Genomic DNA, 17,111 nt, shown 5'->3' with positions numbered 1-17,111 from the left:
CGTCCGCTCCGCTTATTGCGCCAATGCTGCGCGAACCTTGCCGATCACCGTTTGGGCGGCGTCTTCGACCGGCAGCAGCGTCGCTTCAGCGTCGCGGCGGCCTTGATACTCGAGCTTGCCGTCCTTGAGACCACGATCGCCGATCACCAGACGATGCGGCACGCCGATCAGCTCCCAGTCGGCGAACATCACGCCCGGACGTTCGCCGCGATCGTCGAGGATCACGTCGACACCGGCTTCGACCAGTTCCGCGTACAGCTTGTCGGCCTGCTCACGCACGGCTTCGCTGCGGTCGTAACCCATCGGGCACAGCACGACCTCGAACGGTGCGATCGACTCCGGCCAGATGATGCCCTTGTCGTCGAAATTCTGTTCGATCGCCGCGCCCAGAATACGCGTGATGCCGATGCCGTAGCAGCCCATTTCCATCGGCTGCGGCTTGCCGTTCTCGTCGAGACAGGTCGCGTTCATCGCTTCCGAGTATTTCTTGCCGAGCTGGAACACGTGGCCGACTTCGATGCCACGGCAGATGTCGATCACGCCCTTGCCGTCCGGCGACGGATCCCCCTTCTTCACATTGCGGATATCGGCGATGACCGGCTCCGGCAGATCGCGGCCCCAGTTCACGCCGGTGGTGTGGTAATCCACTTCGTTCGTACCCACCACGAAGTCGCTCATGTTCGCGACTGTGCGATCCGCGACGACTTTGATCGGCTTCTTCGTGTTGATCGGGCCGAGATAACCCGGCGGCGTGCCGAAGGTCTCGATGATCTCGGCTTCGGTCGCCATGCGGAAGTCCGCCAGACCCGGCAGCTTGCTTGCCTTGATCTCGTTCAGCTCGTGATCGCCGCGCAGCATCAGCAACCAGATGGTCGGTTCGGCGCCTTCGTTTTCCGTGGCGAGAATGATCGACTTGATGGTGCGCTCGAGCGGGATGTTCAGCAGCTCGGCCACGGCCTCGCACTTTGCTTTGCCCGGCGTCGCGGTCTTCTTCATCTCTTCGGTCGGCGCTGCGCGTTCCGCGTACAGCGGCAACGCTTCGGCCGCCTCAACGTTCGCAGCGAACTCCGAGGTCGGGCAATACGCGATCGCGTCTTCCCCGGTGTCGGCGATCACGTGGAATTCGTGTGAGCCGCTGCCGCCGATCGAACCGTTGTCCGCTGCCACTGCGCGGAAATCCAGGCCGAGGCGTGTGAAGATACGCACGTACGCGTCGTACATCTTGCGATACGACTCGCGCAGGCCTTCCGCGTCCTTGTCGAACGAGTACGCGTCTTTCATGATGAACTCGCGGCCACGCATCACGCCGAAACGCGGACGGATCTCGTCGCGAAACTTCGTCTGGATCTGATAGAAGTTCACGGGCAACTGGCGGTAGCTCTTGATCTGGCCGCGCGCGATATCCGTGACCACTTCTTCGTGGGTCGGTCCGAGCACAAAATCGGATTGCTTGCGATCCTTGAAGCGCAGCAGTTCGGGGCCGTACTTTTCCCAACGGCCCGATTCCTGCCACAGTTCAGCCGGCTGCACCGAAGGCATCAACAGTTCGATCGCGCCTGCCCGGTTCATTTCTTCGCGCACGATGGCTTCCACCTTGCGGATCGAACGCAGGCCGATGGGCAGGTAGTTATAGATGCCACCGGCAACGCGGCGGATCATGCCGGCGCGTACCATGAGCTTGTGGCTGACGATCTCGGCGTCGGCGGGCGCTTCTTTCAGTGTGCCGATAAAGAAACGGGAAGCTTTCATTCAGATTTTCCAAAAGCGGCGGCTCCGGAGGGACCGCCCGAAAGGTGAAAACGGTGGGGAAACCGACACAGACCCGGCCTCGCGCCGGCACGGAATTGCCACATACCCGGCCAAAGTCTGTCCAGGAATCCGGCTCAGACCCGGCAAATGGTCCGCGTATACCAGGCAAAACCCCGGCAAAACCGGCCCGATCGCGGCGCCGAAGCCGCCGCGCAAAGCCTTTGCAGCAAGGGATAAGGCACGGAAAGACTGACAGGCTACCGCAAACGCGGGCCTTTTGCGGCGAATCGTTCCAATCTGGTGCGAATCGGTGCGTCGGGTCCGTTATCTGTTTATAATCAAAGCAATTTTAAAGGATTCGAAGGTGGTTGTATGCTGGATCGTGAAGGCTTTCGCCCGAACGTCGGCATCATCCTCTTGAACGCGCACAACGAGGTGTTTTGGGGCAAACGGCTCCGTGAACATTCCTGGCAGTTTCCCCAAGGGGGCATCAAGTACGGAGAGACCCCCGTGCAAGCGATGTATCGGGAGTTACACGAAGAAACCGGGCTGCTTCCTGAGCACGTCAAGGTGATCGGTCGCACGCGCGACTGGTTGCGTTACGAGGTGCCTGACAAGTTCATCAAGCGCGAAGTACGCGGTCATTACCGCGGCCAGAAACAAATCTGGTTCTTGCTCCGGATGGTTGGACGCGATTGCGACATTTGCTTGCGCGCCACCGACCACCCTGAGTTCGATGCGTGGCGCTGGAACGAGTACTGGGTGCCGCTCGACTGTGTGATCGAGTTCAAGCGGGATGTGTATCAGTTGGCGCTGACGGAGCTATCCCGTTTCATGCGCCGGGCTGCGCCGCGTGCGGAAAAACCTGGCGGGCACCATGGGCCGCGTTATCCCCGGATAGCGTCGTCGATGGAAAGTCCGCCGGATTCGACGATGATGACGGTCACCACCTCGGTGACCACAGTCAGCATCGAAACGTCGATTCACACGACGTTCGCGTCTGATTGCGGTCCGGGCTCCGGGTCGGTTGCCGAAGTTGGCTCCGCGTCGGAACACGAAGACGAATCGGAGCGCGAAACCGCCGGCTCGCTGTTCCGCCCTGGCGTGCGCAATTAACAATTCTGTGCGGCTGTCCACGCCGCTTCTGCTGGTGCGGCTCAATGAGCCGCACCAGTGTTTCGAGGAAACCATATTGAAAGCACTTGCTCTCGTCGTGGCGTGCGTCGCCACCGGCGCCCTGCTGGCTGGATGTTCGAGCGCCGGCAAACCTACCAATAAAGACGACAGCGAGTTTGCCTACCTGTTGGACCGGCCGAGCACCTGGGTTGAAAACAAGGTGGACGCCTTGCCGCCGCTGCCGCAAGACTCGAATCTTCTGCCCTTCGAGGTTTCGGGCAATACGCCGCTGCATTTCGCGATCGATAGAAATTCGCTTACCGTCGGGACCGACGGCGTGGTGCGCTACACCGTCGTCGTAACGAGCCCGAGCGGCGCGCGCAACGTGAACTACGAAGGGATTCGCTGCGATACGTATGAATGGCGCCAGTACGCGGGGCTGAACGCCGATCACGACGGCTGGGATCAAACCGTCGCCAACGACTTCAGGCGCATTGAGAATGGCGCGCTGAACGCCTATCAGGCTGCGCTGTATCAGGATTACCTGTGTGCGAACAAGATGCCCACGGGCAACGCCAAGCAAATTGTCGAGAACATCCGCTACAAGCGCACGCAGACCTCGTTGATTCACTAAGGCCGTTTTCGCGAGCGTCCTTCTTCGAATGTGGAAGCCGCCGCGAATGTGAAAAAGCCGTTCCAGCTCACGCCGGAACGGCTTTTTTTCTGTCGTGCGAACCGTGCTCGGGAGTCAGACCAGCACAAGGTTGTCGCGGTGAATCACCTCAGGCTCCAGCATATAGCCGAGCACCGATTCAATGTCGCCGCTCGGACGCCGCTGGATCAGCTTGGTTTCCGCGCTGCTGTAGTTCGTCAGGCCGCGCGCTACTTCACGCCCTGCCGCGCTCAGGCAAGCGATCACTTCGCCGCGCGCAAACGCGCCCTGCACACCGACGATGCCGATCGGCAGCAAACTCTTGCCGCCTTCGGTCAGCTTTTCGACTGCGCCGTCGTCGATCACCACGTGGCCGCGCACCTGCAGATGATCGGCCATCCATTGCTTGCGCGCCGCCATGCGTGCAGTGCGCGCGATCAACTGTGTGCCGATCGCCTCACCCGAGGCAAGCCGTGACAACACGTCTGCTTCACGCCCGCTCGCGATTACCGTATTGGCGCCGCTGTGCGCCGCGCGTTTGGCCGCGAGAATCTTGGTCAGCATGCCGCCTCGGCCCAAGCTCGAACCCGCGCCGCCCGCCATTGCTTCGAGCTCCGGCGCACCGGCATCCGCCTGCTGAACGAGCGTCGCGTTCGGATCCTTGCGCGGGTCTGCGGTGAAAAGCCCCTGCTGATCGGTGAGGATAATGAGCGCATCGCCTTCGATCAGATTGGCGACCAAGGCGCCTAGCGTGTCGTTGTCGCCGAACTTGATTTCGTCGGTAACGACCGTGTCGTTCTCGTTGATGATCGGCACGACGCCCAGACGCAGCAGGGTCAGCAACGTGGAACGCGCGTTCAGATAGCGTTCGCGGTCGGCCAGATCGGCGTGGGTCAGCAGAATCTGCGCAGTCTGGATCGAATGCTCGGCGAAGCGGCTTTCGTAGACTTGCGCGAGACCCATTTGACCGACAGCCGCGGCCGCCTGCAATTCGTCGATTTCGCGTGGCCGCTTGGTCCAGCCGAGCCGCTGCATCCCTTCGGCAATAGCACCCGAACTGACCAGCACCACTTCCTTGCCCTGCGCGCGCAGTGCTGCAATCTGCGCGGCCCAGCGGCCGATTGCAGCATGATCGAGGCCGCGCCCGTCATTCGTAACGAGGCTCGAGCCGACTTTCACTACCAATCGCCGTGAATCTGCGATGACGGAACGCATTGTGCGCGGTCTCCCAAGATGACGCGTGATGCATGCCGGCAGCCCGTGCAGGCGCCGGCGCTCAGGCTTGTTATTACTGCTGCGGGTCGACGCTCGAGTCGTCCGACGCAGCGGCCGGTGCTTCCGGCTTTGCGCGGAAACGCACGTCAGCAGCGAGATCTTCGGCTTCCGCCGCGCGCTGCGCGTCCGAATGCGCGGCGATGTGGTCATACACCGCGTAGCAAAGACTTTCGCAACCCTGACCGGTCAGCGCAGAGATTTCGAACACCGGGCCCTCCCAACCGTAGCCTTCAAGGAAGGCCGACACGCGCGCTTCGCGCTCGTCTTCGGGCACCATGTCGAGCTTGTTGAGCACCAGCCAGCGGGGCTTCTCATAGAGCAGCTCGTCGTACTTGCGCAGCTCGTTGACGATCGCCTTGGCTTCCGCGACGGGATCGACGGCTTCGTCGAACGGCGCGAGGTCGACGATATGCAACAGCAAGCCGGTGCGCTGCAGGTGACGCAGGAACTGGTGACCCAGGCCGGCGCCTTCCGCCGCGCCTTCGATCAGGCCAGGAATGTCGGCAATTACGAAGCTGCGGCTCGGCCCAACACGTACCACGCCGAGATTCGGCGCGAGCGTCGTGAACGGATAGTCCGCGATCTTCGGCCGCGCGTTCGACACCGACGAGATGAAGGTCGACTTGCCGGCGTTCGGCATTCCGAGCAGACCGACGTCGGCCAGCACCTTCAATTCGAGGCGCACCATACGGCGCTCGCCGGGCTTGCCGTCGGTTTTCTGACGCGGCGCGCGGTTCGTACTGGATTTGAAATGCAGGTTACCGAGACCGCCCGCACCGCCCTGCGCGATTTGCACGCTCTGGTTGTGCTCGGTCAAATCGGCGATCAGCTCGCCGGTTTCCATATCGGTGATAGTCGTGCCGACCGGCATGCGCAGCGTGATGTCGTCGCCGCCCTTGCCGTAGCAGTCCGCGCCGCGGCCGTTTTCGCCGTTGCGCGCCAAATGTTTTTTCGCGTAGCGGTAGTCGATCAGCGTGTTGATGTTGCGGTCTGCAACCGCGATCACGCTGCCGCCCCGGCCGCCGTCGCCGCCATCCGGGCCGCCGAACGGAACGAATTTCTCGCGGCGCATCGACGCGCTGCCATCCCCTCCGTCGCCGGCGATGACTTCAATCCTCGCTTCGTCAATGAACTTCATGCGTAACTCCGTCCCGTGGTGTGCTGCTAGATGGTGCTGCTGGGTTGATGCTTTCAGATGCTGCTATTTTGCCGCGCCCGCCGTGCGGTGGGCAATCGGCCGATCGGCTAACCGCGCCGATTTGGCCGTGCAATCCGCCAATTCTTCGGACAAAAAGCGCTGCAATAAAAAAAGCCCCGCGAACTTCGCGGGGCCTTTTTCCGGTCCTGAAGCCCGTGCCTGATTAAACTCAGACTGCTGCCGGGACGACGTTGACCATGTGCTTCTTCGCTGCGCCCTTCGTCGAAAAATTGACGTGGCCGTCCGTCAGCGCGAACAAGGTGTGATCCTTGCCGATACCGACGTTTTCGCCCGGGTGCATGCGCGTGCCACGTTGGCGAACGATGATGCCGCCAGCGTTGATGGCCTGACCGCCGTAAACCTTGACGCCGAGACGCTTCGATTCAGAGTCGCGGCCGTTGCGGGATGATCCGCCTGCCTTTTTGTGTGCCATTTGATTTGCTCCTTAACCGTTGCGCTTACGCGTTGATCGCGTCGATGCGCAGTTCGGTATAGTTCTGGCGGTGGCCGCCATGCTTCTGGTAGTGCTTCCGGCGACGCATCTTGAAGATGGTCACTTTTGCGTGACGACCTTGCGACACGACGGTAGCCTTGACGGAAGCCCCACTGACCAGCGGCGTACCGAACTTAATCGATTCGCCTTCGCCCACTGCGAGAACCTGGTCGAGCGTGATTTCAGCGTCAATGTCTGCCGGTATCTGTTCTACTTTAAGTTTTTCGCCGACGGCAACTTTATACTGCTTGCCACCGGTTTTTATGACCGCGTACATTGAGAACCTCACTCTGTGTTCATTTTTCCCACGCACCGCGCGCGGAAACCCGTGATTATACATAGAGTTAGCTGCTCGGTCAAAACTCATTGAGAGTCGCCGCGCGCACCGCCCGGCGACTTGCCGTCCAGCCCCGGCACACGGCCTGGCCGTTGCCTCCGTCGCGCCGTGCCGCAGCCTGCGACCCGGAACTGTCGCGATTCGCCTTATAATTCGCGGCACTACCCAATTCAGCCATCATGTCGTCGACTGCCACCCCCTCCTCCAACGCCGCCAGCCTGCTCGCTCCGATCGCCGAAGACATGCAGCAGGTCAATCGCGTCATACGGCACCGTCTGGCGTCCGACGTGATGCTGATCAATCAGATCTCCGAGTACATCATCAGCGCCGGGGGCAAACGGCTGCGGCCCGCGCTACTGCTGCTGGTGGCGGGCGCGCTCGGCGAAACCACCGGGCACCGGCACGAACTCGCCGCGGTGGTGGAATTCATCCACACGGCCACGCTGCTGCACGACGACGTGGTCGACGAATCCGACCTGCGGCGCGGCCGCCAGACGGCCAATGCGCTGTTCGGCAACGCTGCGAGCGTGCTGGTCGGCGATTTTCTCTACTCCCGCTCGTTCCAGATGATGGTCGGCGTGGGCAAGATGCGCGTGATGGAAATCCTGTCAGAGGCGACCAACATCATCTCCGAGGGCGAAGTGCTGCAGTTGCTGAACATGCACGACGCCGACGTGGACGAAGCACGTTACATGCAGGTGATCCGCTACAAAACCGCCAAATTGTTCGAGGCGGCCGCCCAACTCGGTGCGGTGCTGGCAGGGTCGGACGCGAAGACGGAAGCCGCCGCCGCGGAATTCGGCCGCCGCATCGGCACCGCGTTTCAGATCATGGACGACTGGCTCGACTACACGGGCACGGCTGAATCGATGGGCAAGAACGCCGGCGACGATCTGCGCGAAGGCAAACCCACGCTCCCGCTGATTTATCTGATCGAACGCGGCACGCCCGAGCAGTCGGCGCTCGCGCGGGAAGCCATCGAGCAAGGCGGCACGGACCGTTTCGACACCATTTTCGAGGCGATCACGCGTTCCGGCGCGCTGGATCACACGCTCGAGTGCGCGAAGCAGGAAGCGACGGCCGCAGCTGCAGCAATTTCTTCATTTCCGGATTCCATTTTCAAAGATAGCCTGCTAGAATTATGTTCTTACTCGACGGCAAGACAGTCTTGAAAGAGACTGAAACACCGTAGGAGTCCAGTACCAAATCGGGGTGTAGCTTAGCCTGGTAGAGCGCTACGTTCGGGACGTAGAGGCCGGAGGTTCGAATCCTCTCACCCCGACCAGATTTGCCTTGTTAGTTCAAGGCTCGAAAAACCGCCCAGCTTGCTTGGCGGTTTTTTTGTTTTGGGTCGTGATTTTTTGTGCCCCGCCGACGCCTTGCCACAACATACGATTTGTCCCAGTCTTCATAGACCATCCGCGGAGGCGGCTCGCCCAGCCCCCTCTGCTATATTCTCTCCATCCCGTCCCCTATCCTTCACTACGCGTGGAACAACTTCCCTTATGGGCGCAGATCGGCGCCGTCTTTCTGCTGCTTATCTGCTCCAGCTTCTTTTCGATTTCCGAAACGGCGATGATGGCGATCAACCGCCATCGCCTGAAACACCTTGCCAACCAGAATGCGCTCGGCGCAAAGACCACTCAGGGCCTGCTCGCGCACACCGACCAACTGCTGAGCGTGGTCCTGATCGGCAACAATCTGTTCAACACGATCATCCCGGTGCTCACCACCTCGATCGCGCTGCATACCTTCGGCCATAACAATGTGGTGCTGTCGATCGCGACCGGCATCGTTGCGTTCCTGATCATCGTGTTCGCGGAAATCACGCCGAAGATCGTCGGCGCGACGTTCCCCGAGAAGATCGCCCTGCCGGCCAGCCTGCTGATCGCGCCGATGATGCGCGTCGGCAAGCCACTCGTCTGGTTCGTCAATCTGTTCGCGAACACGATCCTGCGCGTGCTGCATATCAATACCAAAGGCGCGCAAGATCAGCGGCTCTCCACCGAAGAGCTGCGCACCATCGTGCTCGAATCGGGCAGCTTCATGCCGACCAAGCACCGCAGCATTCTGTTGAACCTGTTCGACCTCGAAAACATTTCCGTCGACGACGTGATGATCCCGCGCCGCCGCATCGAAGCGCTCGACTTTGACGCACCGTTCGAGCAGATCCTGCATCAGTTGGAAACCTGTTATCACAACAAGCTGATCGTCTATCAAGGCGACATCGACCGGGTGCTCGGCGTGCTCCACGTGCGCAAGACACTGGCTGCGCTGCACAACCAGGAACTGGAGCGCGAGACGCTGCGCGAACTGCTGGCCGAGCCGTATTTCGTGCCGAGCGGCACCCCGGTATTCCAGCAACTACAGTACTTCCAGGAAAGCCGTCACCGCACGGCGCTGGTCGTGAACGAATACGGCGAGTTGCAAGGGCTGGTTACGCCGGAAGACATCATCGAAGAGCTGATCGGCGAATTCACTACGTCGATTCCGCGTAGCGCCAATTCGCGCGGCGGATGGAACGAGAACGGCGAATGTATCGTGGCGGGCAGCATGCCGCTGCGCGAACTGAACCGCTGGCTGCATCTCACGCTGCCGACCGACGGACCGAAAACGCTCAACGGCCTGATCCTCGAGATTCTCGAAGAGATTCCGGACGGCGACGTTTGCGTGCAGATCCGCGAGGTGAAACTCGAAGTGATGCGCAGCGACGACCAGGCGATCCGCACCGTCAAGCTGTTCAAACCGCCCACTCGCACGGGCGCGAAAGCCGTCAAGGCGGCGCGCGGTTAAGGCCTACACGCTGCGCAGCGTCGCACATCGGCTCGAAACGCGCCATTAGCCGATTGGCTGAATGGTGGTGCCTGCGGCGTTACCGGATGATGGAGTCGTCGTGTTCTACAGGCGGCTCATCACCGGTCTCTCATGCAAGATTCTTTTCAACGCGCGGCGTCGTTGCGGCCTGTCGCCGTCGATAGCGAAAGTCCAGCGAAACCCAGACATAACGCCTTTGCGGCCGACACCAGTGCCAGCTCCAACCTCAACTCGAGTCTCCCCGATTCCGACAACGCGCCTGCCGTACGCCTATTGACCGACACCTTGCAGGAGGCAACCCGCCGCAATGCGTCGGACCTGCACATCGAGCCGGCGGAGCACGGCTGGCGCGTGCGTTTGCGTATCGACGGCGTACTGCATGAAATCCCTCAGCCCCCTGCGCATCTGCGCGATGCGTTCATCACGCGCGTGAAGGTGCTGGCGCGCATGGATATCGCCGAGCGGCGCGTACCGCAGGACGGACGGCTGCGTATTGCCACGTCGCCCGGTCGCGTCGAAGACTATCGTGTCAACTCGCTGCCTACGTTGTTCGGCGAAAAGCTGGTGTTGCGCAGGCTCGACGCGTTGCCCACCAATCTTTCGCTCGACTCGCTCGGCCTCGATCCACAGCAACGTGAAGCGGTCGATGCCGCCATTCGCGCGCCGCACGGCCTCGTGCTGGTCACTGGGCCCACCGGCAGCGGCAAGACACTGTCGCTGTATTGCTTCCTGCACATGCTCAACGACGAGGCACGCAATCTGTGCTCGGTAGAGGATCCGGCGGAGATTCAACTGGCGGGTATCAATCAGGTGAGCGTGCGCGAAAAGGCTGGCCTGACATTCGCGGTTGCGCTGCGTGCGTTCCTCCGTCAGGATCCCGATGTGATCATGGTCGGCGAAATCCGTGACGACGAGACCGCCGATGTTGCCGTGAAGGCAGCGCAAACCGGTCACCTGGTGCTGTCCACCTTGCATACGAACGACGCACCTGCTGCTGTCGCGCGCCTGATCGACATCGGCGTCGAGCCTTACAACCTGGCCGCCGCGCTAAGGATGGTGACGGCACAGCGGCTGGTGCGGCGACTCTGCGTTGCATGCCGCGCACCGGCGCCGCAATCGGCAGCGGCGCTGCGAGCAGCGGGCTTCGCCGACGATCGTCTCGACGGCTGGCAACCATTCGCCGCCACCGGATGCGAAGCCTGCCACGGCATCGGCTACCGCGGCCGCGTCGGAGTTCACCAGGTGATGCCGGGCTCCGATGCGATGCGCGAGTTGATCGTGGCACGCGCAGGCACCCATGAGCTGGCCCGGCTCGCGCAAAGTGAACAGGTCGCCACCTTGCGCGACGCAGCCCTGGCGCGTGTACGCGACGGCACGACGAGCCTGACCGAAGCGCTGGCCGCCACCGAGGTCACATGAACGCAGCGACGACTCACCCACCCCCAGCGCCCGAGATGCGCTTCAGATGGCGCGGCGTCGATGCCGACGGCGTACAGAAAACCGGTGCGCTCATTGCGCCGGACGTCAGCACCGCACGAGCCATACTCAAACGCGAAAAGCTGTTTATCGTCGAACTCGCGGCACGCGGGCACGCGCCACGCCCTCAAACCCGCACCACCGACGTCACGGTGTTCACCCGGCAGCTCGCCAGTCTGCTGCGCGCAGGCTTGCCACTCGCGCCTTCGCTGGAACTGCTGGCGCAAGCGGATGGTTCGCGCGGCCAAGGTATGCAGCGGATCGTCGGCGCGCTGGCACGCGACATCACCGGTGGCCTGCGCTTCTCCGCAGCATTGCAACGGCACCCTGCTCAGTTCAACGCGCTGTACTGTCAACTTGTCGAAGTCGGCGAAGCAGCCGGCGCGCTGCCCGCCGTCCTCGCCCGGATCGCGGACGACCGCGAACGCGCCGCCGCGCAGCGTGCCAAGGTGCGCGCGGCGCTCACCTATCCGGTCGCAATCCTGTTGCTTGCGATCGCAATAACCGCCGCGTTGCTGGTTTGGGTCGTGCCGACTTTCAAGCAAATCTTCGACGGCTTCGGCGCGAAACTACCCGCGCCCACGCAGTTCGTGCTGGCCTTGTCAGCGGGTGCCGCGCGCTGGAGCATTCCTCTGGTCGTCACGGTTTTCGCCGCGGGCTCGGCTATGACGTTTCTGCTGCGACGTTCCGAAGCTGCGCGCATTCGGTTCGCCCGCTTATCGCTGACAATGCCGGTCGCCGGTTCGTTGCTGCGCACGTTGTGCGCGGCGCGCTGGAGCCGCGCACTCGGTACCTTGCTGTCGGCCGGCACACCGCTCGCGGATGCGTTCGATTCACTGACTCACGCCACCGTTTCCCAGAATAACAACACTTCCAGCAAAAGTTGTCAGTTTCCCTCGCGGTGCAGGCGGGTTTGTTGACTTTGATTTCTATATCGACATTGATGGCCGCCGTGCGCTGTGGGCAACCCGAAGGGTTGTCCATCAGCGTAGGCGGAAGAGCTGTGGAGAACTCGCGGACCCCGCAGGGGCTGTCCACGGGGTGCCGGAGGCAGCCGGTGGGCAGGCGAGTTGCCCACAGCTCCTCGCGGCACGATAATTCAAAGACGACCTCTGAGCAATCACGTACACATGGACCCAATCGAGTACGCAAAAGCGTTCTATCTTCAGCATTACGCTGTTCTGAACATGTGGAACATCACGCCTGGTGTCCGGGTGGTTCTCGGGAGTGGCGGCCCGCAGATATGTCGATTCTGCCAGAGACCGGCACCCGAGGTTACTTTCAGGTTGAAGGCTCACGCCATCCCCGAAGCACTGGGCAACAAGGGGATGCTGTCCCGTTACGAGTGCGATGAGTGCAACAAGCACTTCGGCAGCACAATTGAAAACGACTTGGGAAACTGGTCACTACCGATGCGCACACTCTTGCGCATATACGGTAAAAACGGCGTCCCCACGCTGAAAAATGGGCGCGACGGTTGGCGCATCGAGTGTGATGACGGAACCGAACTGAAGGTCAGTCACAATCGCATTGATTCTGTGTTTGAAGTCGACGAAGCGCAGAAGCTCATTCGGTTCAATCTGAAGAGGGGGCCGTTCGTTCCGCTGGCCGTTCGCAAAGCGCTCGTCAAGATTGGTCTAACGCTGCTGCCGGAAGCGGAAGTGTCGAACTTCGAGGAAACAATCAGGTGGATTCGTGACCCACAGCACTCGAATGAACGAATGGTTCGGATGCCCGTGCTTCGAACTTTGAGGCCTGGACCAATGAACGGCCAGATGATTACGGCCGCAGTGTTGCGTAGAAACGAGCCCAATATCGCCTTGCCGTACGCGTTTCTTATCCTGTCGATTGCGAACGAGACCTACCAAGTGATGCTTCCGAGCCCACAGCTGGACCCGCCCTTGGACGCGGCACCAATGCAAATGCCGGTGTTTCCTGTCGGACTGGGCCAAAACCGCGACTCGATTTGCGCCGCCTTGAATCTCTCCGACAGCGAACGCGTGGTCGACGAGGTTCTGTCGGCTGTCATGTCGTACGACGCCCGAATTCCGAGATAGGTCGTCCACATACCGTCGGTCCTCTAACGTGCCTACTCAGGTGCTTTCAGTAGCTCGCCGAGTTCGGAGGCCGCTGCTTCAACAACCTCAGCCAGTGAAATGAACGCGGCGGATGTAGGTTTCGGCGCGCGAAACTGCGCGCTGTAGTCCCTGAGCAGCAGTTGGAGAGATTGTACGACTCTCTTAGCTTGGAGAAGGTCTAGAGTTTCCTGAAAGTTCGACTCGGCTTCGAAAGCCATGTGGATGTAATGGTCGAGCGCCTCAAGACTGCTGTGGCCGGTCCACTCCATCACCTTCGCTTTGAGCGTTTCAGTTGAAAGCAGTGCACGTCGTAGGTCGCTCGGGCTTTCGAAATGGTGGGTCCTGATGAGGTCCCTAAAAATGTTCGTGATATAGCGATGGCGAAAGGCATGCATGCACGCTTCTTCGTCGTCGATGCCAGCTGCTTTTCGGAGGACATAGAGCTCGGCTCCGAGCGTGTCAATCTCGAGGGGTTGCCCGTTCGTCTCTGCAATGAACAGGAATCCGTGGTCTTTTGCCGTTCCAATCGTACTGCGCATGACCCTGTGGCGGTAATGCTTGACGAACGAAAGAATATCCCGCAAGTCGGCTTGCGTTACTGGAACGTAGCGGAAGACATCGTCACGGCGCTGTTTGGCTGTATATACCTTCAGCTCGCCAGTTCGCTCCGCCTCCTCAAGGTCTAACACCCTCACCAATGAAACCTCAATTCGGCGCCCGCCCGTGATTTCTAGAAGCCGGAGCATGATGTAGCGCCTCCGCGCAACAAAAGCCGATGCCGCTACTGTCGCGTTCGCCTCGTACAACCGGTTGACGGCCGAGGTCGAAATAGGCTGACGCCGACGAGTGCGCCCGTGCCGAGGTACGTGCTCGTGAACCCACACCGTTCGGGTGACAGTCTGTCCGCCACGACTACCCTTCACCTGGATGGATTTCTTTTCCGCCCGAACACGCCCGTCAGGTCCGATGAGGTTCAGGCCTGGCATCCGGCTATCGACGAACGCGAGAAAGTTGAGAACCGTGGAGCAAATGTTCGAGACCTGCTGGTCGCCGCGCTTCCGTTCGGCGACCAGCTCCTCGTCCTTCTCCACCAACAGAGCGTTCACAAACATTCTGAAGTGGCTATCCGTTAGGTCTATGAAGTCGACCTTGTTTTGATAGCACCACCTCACTAAGTGACTCAGGTTTTTGGCCCAGGTCAGCAGGGTTCCGCCTTTGTTCTTCCTCGAACGCCCCTTGCGATAACCACTCAGGAGGTACAGGTTGACCAACCAGCAGACCGTCCCGTCGGGCCACAGTACCTGAGGTATATCATGCGCCGGGTAATGGGACACGCCGCTGGGAGTAACGTGCAGCGGTAGCGAGCAGTCGTCGGTCGTGATGCAGTAGAGCTTAGCGGAAGCACTCATGCTAGTTTGAACTTCCGGAGCAACTCGGCCCGGCGTTTGTAGAACTCCGCATCCTTGCCAGCTTCTTGCGCCATGTGCTGAGCCAAAGCGAGGACCTCATCGAGTTGCAGGCTCATCAGGGCAATGTCATTTGCCACTCGATTCAGCTTCGCGGCCTTGTCGGCAAGCTCGCTCTTGTACCAATCAATTGTGCCACGTCCTGGCTGGTCAGCACCCCGACCAAGCTCTCTGAGCCTTTCGAGTGCCGCCTTACGATAGGTGTTGAGCGCCTGGTATCCGCCCTGCAACTCCGCATCAGCAATCGCCTTGTGGGTGTTCAGAGACATTCCGATAATCCCAATTTCTGGCAGCTCGAATGCAGCGAGCGCTCCTTGCGATGCCAAGGCTGATAAGAGCGCGTCACGAACCGACCCACCTACTGACTCCGGCGTTTTCACGACCTGTTGGAGCAGTTCGAACTGTTTCTTGACCGACGCCATTTTGGGACGGACATTCAGTTGTGCGTTTGGTGCCACGTCAAGCCTCCTCACGTCGCTTTATCACGCGATACAACACACGGTATTCCTCCCCATTGGGTCCGTCGAAAAATTCAGGTTCGACCGCCGCTTCACCCGACACAATCAAGTCCTCCACATAGTCGACGACATCGCGCTCGGGCAGGATGTAAAGCTCGTTGAGAGAAATGCCGTATCGGTCGCAAACCAGTTGCGCCAAATCCTGTGTGGCAGGATGGTCGACCTTGATGAGGTCCTTGGCAACGGTCGCCTTCACGCGGCGCAGCACTTTGCCGGATACCGCTTCGGTGACGTATCTGTATGTCATGGACGGCTTGGAATGTCCAAGAAAGTAACGCAGCACTTCGATTCCGCCAAAGGACCCCTTCCAGAAAAACAGCATGGCAAAGTTGCGCCGAAGCTGATGTGCACGGACGTAGTAACGTCTCCCTTGTTCGTCCTGGCCAGCTTGGTGGAAATCGCAAAACCGGTTGAAGCATCGACGCAGGTCAGGTTGGCAGGTTCCGAAAAATGGTTGTGCTCCGTTCCAGGCGCTGTACGGCACTTCGAACAATCTGCCTTGGGTCGGATAACCCAACGTCTGAAGTGTTCGCGACAACTTTGCCAAGAGGAGCAACGCTTCGGCTGCTATGCCGGGTAACGGCCGAAGAACACGTTGTCTGTGTTCACCGACATTTGCTTTCCTCAGATAGAAGGCCAAGAAGTACGCACCGTGCTCTTCTACAATGCTGTCGGCCTTCATCTCCTCCAGCTCGGATGCGCGCCGAGCCATCAAAGTATTGACCATGATGGCGACGGCACCAATCAGCACCTCCAACATGTTGAACAGACATTCGCCTCGGCGGAGATGTCGGAAGAACTCGCCAGGAGTGCCCGCGTCCGAGCGCCAAGTCACGATGCCTAAAGCTGCAAGCTTGGGTGGCACCGGACAAGTCATCTCACGTATGTCATCTCCCTTGCGTGCCAGCGTGAGGTAGAAGTCGACAAGCGGCTCACCATACTCGAGGAAGAAGCCGATTGACTTCGAGAGCAAATCGTTCGCGAGAGAAAATGGAAGGGTGGTGAAACGCTGCCGTTCCTTGGTGCGTTCTTTGAGCAGAATTTCCGCTCCATCAAGGGCAGCGAGTGACTGTTCCGAAATGAGGCAAATTCCATGCTGTCGAGCGACGTGCATGTTTCTCAAAACGGCAAGGTATTGGCCCACATAGTCGACGGCCGCGCGCTCGTCGTCGTCGAGGTCGCTGACAGGAACGGCAGGCAACTCTTGCGCGAACCAGCGCGATGGTGCCACGTCTAGGCCGGGAAGCGTCAACCCGTCGAACTTGAGGTCCGTCAATACATATTCGCCTATCACCTTGGCCAACAGCCTTTTGCGCGCCACACGATACCGGTACTCCGTTGCCCCGCCGGTCTTTCCGGGAAGGTAACAGTCATTGAGCTTCAGCCAAGCCCTGGCGATGAGCGTCTGGTCAGGGGGAAGGTCCGACTCCTCGCCATCAGCCAACTCGAAAAGGCCTGGATTCGCAGCGCGCACCACGGCGAAGTCGCGCTCGGACACACACACACCTGCGAGGTGCTGGAGAATGCGATGTTTGGGCTCGTAAATCGCGTGTTTGAGTGTCCGATGCGAAGTGAGCGCGTCGATGAGGACCATCACGTCGTTGGCGGTGACGAGGCGGAAGCCATTGGCCGCTAGCCCGAATTGGCCACTGCGAAGCACGAAGTAGTCAAGCACGTGAAGAGCGACGGCTATGCGGCTACGCGCGGTCAGCGGCGCAAGAACAACGCTGCCAGTGAGGGCTGGGTGCGTCTGCAGACACAGGAATCGCTTGATGTCGTCCAGGAGAGGTTGATGCTTGCTGTCTGTCAACAGGCGGCCATCATCGAGGGTCTTCCGGAAGTCGATACTTGTTCGCGTCGTTCCGAACACACACTCCCATACATCGGATTTGAACTCGCTGGTGCGCCATGAAGCATGCTCCAGGGTGTTCTGGTCCAA

The 17,111-nt window shown here is 60.3% G+C and carries 14 protein-coding genes, 1 tRNA gene and 1 pseudogene; 8 read left to right on the top strand and 8 right to left on the bottom strand.

Going from position 1 to position 17,111, the window contains the following annotated elements; translation table 11 throughout:
* Window positions 1-12: 12 nt before the first annotated feature.
* Window positions 13-1,749, bottom strand: a complete 1,737-nt coding sequence (locus tag M0D67_RS03055; protein WP_154558136.1) for a proline--tRNA ligase — start codon at window positions 1,747-1,749, stop codon at window positions 13-15.
* Window positions 1,750-2,121: 372 nt separating this feature from the next.
* On the opposite strand from M0D67_RS03055, the gene M0D67_RS03050 reads away from it, so the two are divergent.
* Both M0D67_RS03050 and M0D67_RS03045 read left to right on the top strand, forming a co-directional pair.
* Window positions 2,122-2,865 (top strand): RNA pyrophosphohydrolase, encoded by a 744-nt coding sequence (locus M0D67_RS03050; RefSeq protein ID WP_154558138.1) that lies wholly within the window; start codon window positions 2,122-2,124, stop codon window positions 2,863-2,865.
* Between the two features lie 76 nt (window positions 2,866-2,941).
* Complete coding sequence (locus M0D67_RS03045) at window positions 2,942-3,499, top strand: CNP1-like family protein (protein ID WP_154558139.1); 558 nt, start codon at window positions 2,942-2,944, stop codon at window positions 3,497-3,499.
* A gap of 114 nt (window positions 3,500-3,613) precedes the next feature.
* Here M0D67_RS03045 and proB read toward each other — a convergent pair whose 3' ends face one another.
* The 4 genes from proB to rplU form a co-directional block, all read right to left on the bottom strand.
* The gene (proB, locus tag M0D67_RS03040; RefSeq protein WP_093645233.1) at window positions 3,614-4,732 is read right to left on the bottom strand and encodes a glutamate 5-kinase; all 1,119 of its coding nucleotides are present in this window, start codon (window positions 4,730-4,732) and stop codon (window positions 3,614-3,616) included.
* A gap of 73 nt (window positions 4,733-4,805) precedes the next feature.
* Window positions 4,806-5,930: an Obg family GTPase CgtA gene (gene cgtA / locus M0D67_RS03035; protein ID WP_154558140.1), complete on the bottom strand. Its 1,125-nt coding sequence runs from the start codon at window positions 5,928-5,930 to the stop codon at window positions 4,806-4,808.
* Between the two features lie 229 nt (window positions 5,931-6,159).
* The gene (gene rpmA, locus M0D67_RS03030; RefSeq protein ID WP_007180330.1) at window positions 6,160-6,423 is read right to left on the bottom strand and encodes a 50S ribosomal protein L27; all 264 of its coding nucleotides are present in this window, start codon (window positions 6,421-6,423) and stop codon (window positions 6,160-6,162) included.
* 25 nt (window positions 6,424-6,448) lie between these two features.
* Window positions 6,449-6,760 carry a 50S ribosomal protein L21 gene (gene rplU / locus M0D67_RS03025; protein WP_007180329.1) on the bottom strand — a complete coding sequence of 104 codons (312 nt, stop codon included), beginning with the start codon at window positions 6,758-6,760 and terminating at the stop codon, window positions 6,449-6,451.
* 239 nt (window positions 6,761-6,999) lie between these two features.
* Between rplU and M0D67_RS03020 the strand changes: the two genes are divergently transcribed.
* The 6 genes and pseudogenes from M0D67_RS03020 (at window position 7,000) to M0D67_RS02995 (ending at window position 13,167) form a co-directional block, all read left to right on the top strand.
* Window positions 7,000-7,992: a polyprenyl synthetase family protein gene (locus M0D67_RS03020; RefSeq protein ID WP_154558141.1), complete on the top strand. Its 993-nt coding sequence runs from the start codon at window positions 7,000-7,002 to the stop codon at window positions 7,990-7,992.
* 36 nt (window positions 7,993-8,028) lie between these two features.
* A tRNA-Pro gene (locus tag M0D67_RS03015) sits at window positions 8,029-8,105 on the top strand.
* A 203-nt stretch (window positions 8,106-8,308) separates the two neighbouring features.
* Complete coding sequence (locus M0D67_RS03010) at window positions 8,309-9,613, top strand: HlyC/CorC family transporter (protein ID WP_171926738.1); 1,305 nt, start codon at window positions 8,309-8,311, stop codon at window positions 9,611-9,613.
* Window positions 9,614-9,745: 132 nt separating this feature from the next.
* Window positions 9,746-11,053: a GspE/PulE family protein gene (locus M0D67_RS03005; protein WP_154558142.1), complete on the top strand. Its 1,308-nt coding sequence runs from the start codon at window positions 9,746-9,748 to the stop codon at window positions 11,051-11,053.
* Window positions 11,050-11,961, top strand: a pseudogene (locus M0D67_RS03000) (type II secretion system F family protein); the annotation flags it as partial. The gene M0D67_RS03005 and the pseudogene M0D67_RS03000, both read left to right, overlap by 4 nt.
* Before the next feature lie 279 nt (window positions 11,962-12,240).
* The gene (locus M0D67_RS02995) at window positions 12,241-13,167 is read left to right on the top strand and encodes an HNH endonuclease (protein ID WP_266237258.1); all 927 of its coding nucleotides are present in this window, start codon (window positions 12,241-12,243) and stop codon (window positions 13,165-13,167) included.
* Window positions 13,168-13,199: 32 nt separating this feature from the next.
* Here the strand turns inward: M0D67_RS02995 and M0D67_RS02990 are convergent, their stop codons facing one another.
* Genes M0D67_RS02990 through M0D67_RS02980 form a run of 3 tightly spaced genes read right to left on the bottom strand, consistent with a single transcriptional unit; the run spans window position 13,200 to window position 17,111 of the window.
* Window positions 13,200-14,597 carry a site-specific integrase gene (locus tag M0D67_RS02990; protein WP_266237256.1) on the bottom strand — a complete coding sequence of 466 codons (1,398 nt, stop codon included), beginning with the start codon at window positions 14,595-14,597 and terminating at the stop codon, window positions 13,200-13,202.
* Window positions 14,594-15,112: a hypothetical protein gene (locus M0D67_RS02985; RefSeq protein WP_266237254.1), complete on the bottom strand. Its 519-nt coding sequence runs from the start codon at window positions 15,110-15,112 to the stop codon at window positions 14,594-14,596. The genes M0D67_RS02990 and M0D67_RS02985 overlap by 4 nt, the downstream gene beginning before the upstream one ends.
* A gap of 1 nt (window position 15,113) precedes the next feature.
* Window positions 15,114-17,111 carry a hypothetical protein gene (locus M0D67_RS02980; protein WP_266237251.1) on the bottom strand — a complete coding sequence of 666 codons (1,998 nt, stop codon included), beginning with the start codon at window positions 17,109-17,111 and terminating at the stop codon, window positions 15,114-15,116.

It is taken from the genome of Paraburkholderia sp. SECH4, from assembly GCF_030511745.1.
GTDB classification, from domain to species: Bacteria; Pseudomonadota; Gammaproteobacteria; order Burkholderiales; family Burkholderiaceae; genus Paraburkholderia; species Paraburkholderia madseniana.
The sequence above is the reverse complement of the archived record's forward strand: the minus strand, read 5'-3'. Positions and strand labels throughout refer to the sequence as shown.

Coding starts and splice junctions, on each gene's coding strand:
- M0D67_RS02990 (WP_266237256.1), bottom strand. CDS start 14,597: ATGAGTGCTTCCGCTAAGCTCTACTGCATCACGACCGACGACTGCTCG.
- rpmA (WP_007180330.1), bottom strand. CDS start 6,423: ATGGCACACAAAAAGGCAGGCGGATCATCCCGCAACGGCCGCGACTCT.
- cgtA (WP_154558140.1), bottom strand. CDS start 5,930: ATGAAGTTCATTGACGAAGCGAGGATTGAAGTCATCGCCGGCGACGGA.
- proB (WP_093645233.1), bottom strand. CDS start 4,732: ATGCGTTCCGTCATCGCAGATTCACGGCGATTGGTAGTGAAAGTCGGC.
- M0D67_RS03050 (WP_154558138.1), top strand. CDS start 2,122: ATGCTGGATCGTGAAGGCTTTCGCCCGAACGTCGGCATCATCCTCTTG.
- M0D67_RS03055 (WP_154558136.1), bottom strand. CDS start 1,749: ATGAAAGCTTCCCGTTTCTTTATCGGCACACTGAAAGAAGCGCCCGCC.
- rplU (WP_007180329.1), bottom strand. CDS start 6,760: ATGTACGCGGTCATAAAAACCGGTGGCAAGCAGTATAAAGTTGCCGTC.
- M0D67_RS03020 (WP_154558141.1), top strand. CDS start 7,000: ATGTCGTCGACTGCCACCCCCTCCTCCAACGCCGCCAGCCTGCTCGCT.
- M0D67_RS03005 (WP_154558142.1), top strand. CDS start 9,746: ATGCAAGATTCTTTTCAACGCGCGGCGTCGTTGCGGCCTGTCGCCGTC.
- M0D67_RS02995 (WP_266237258.1), top strand. CDS start 12,241: ATGGACCCAATCGAGTACGCAAAAGCGTTCTATCTTCAGCATTACGCT.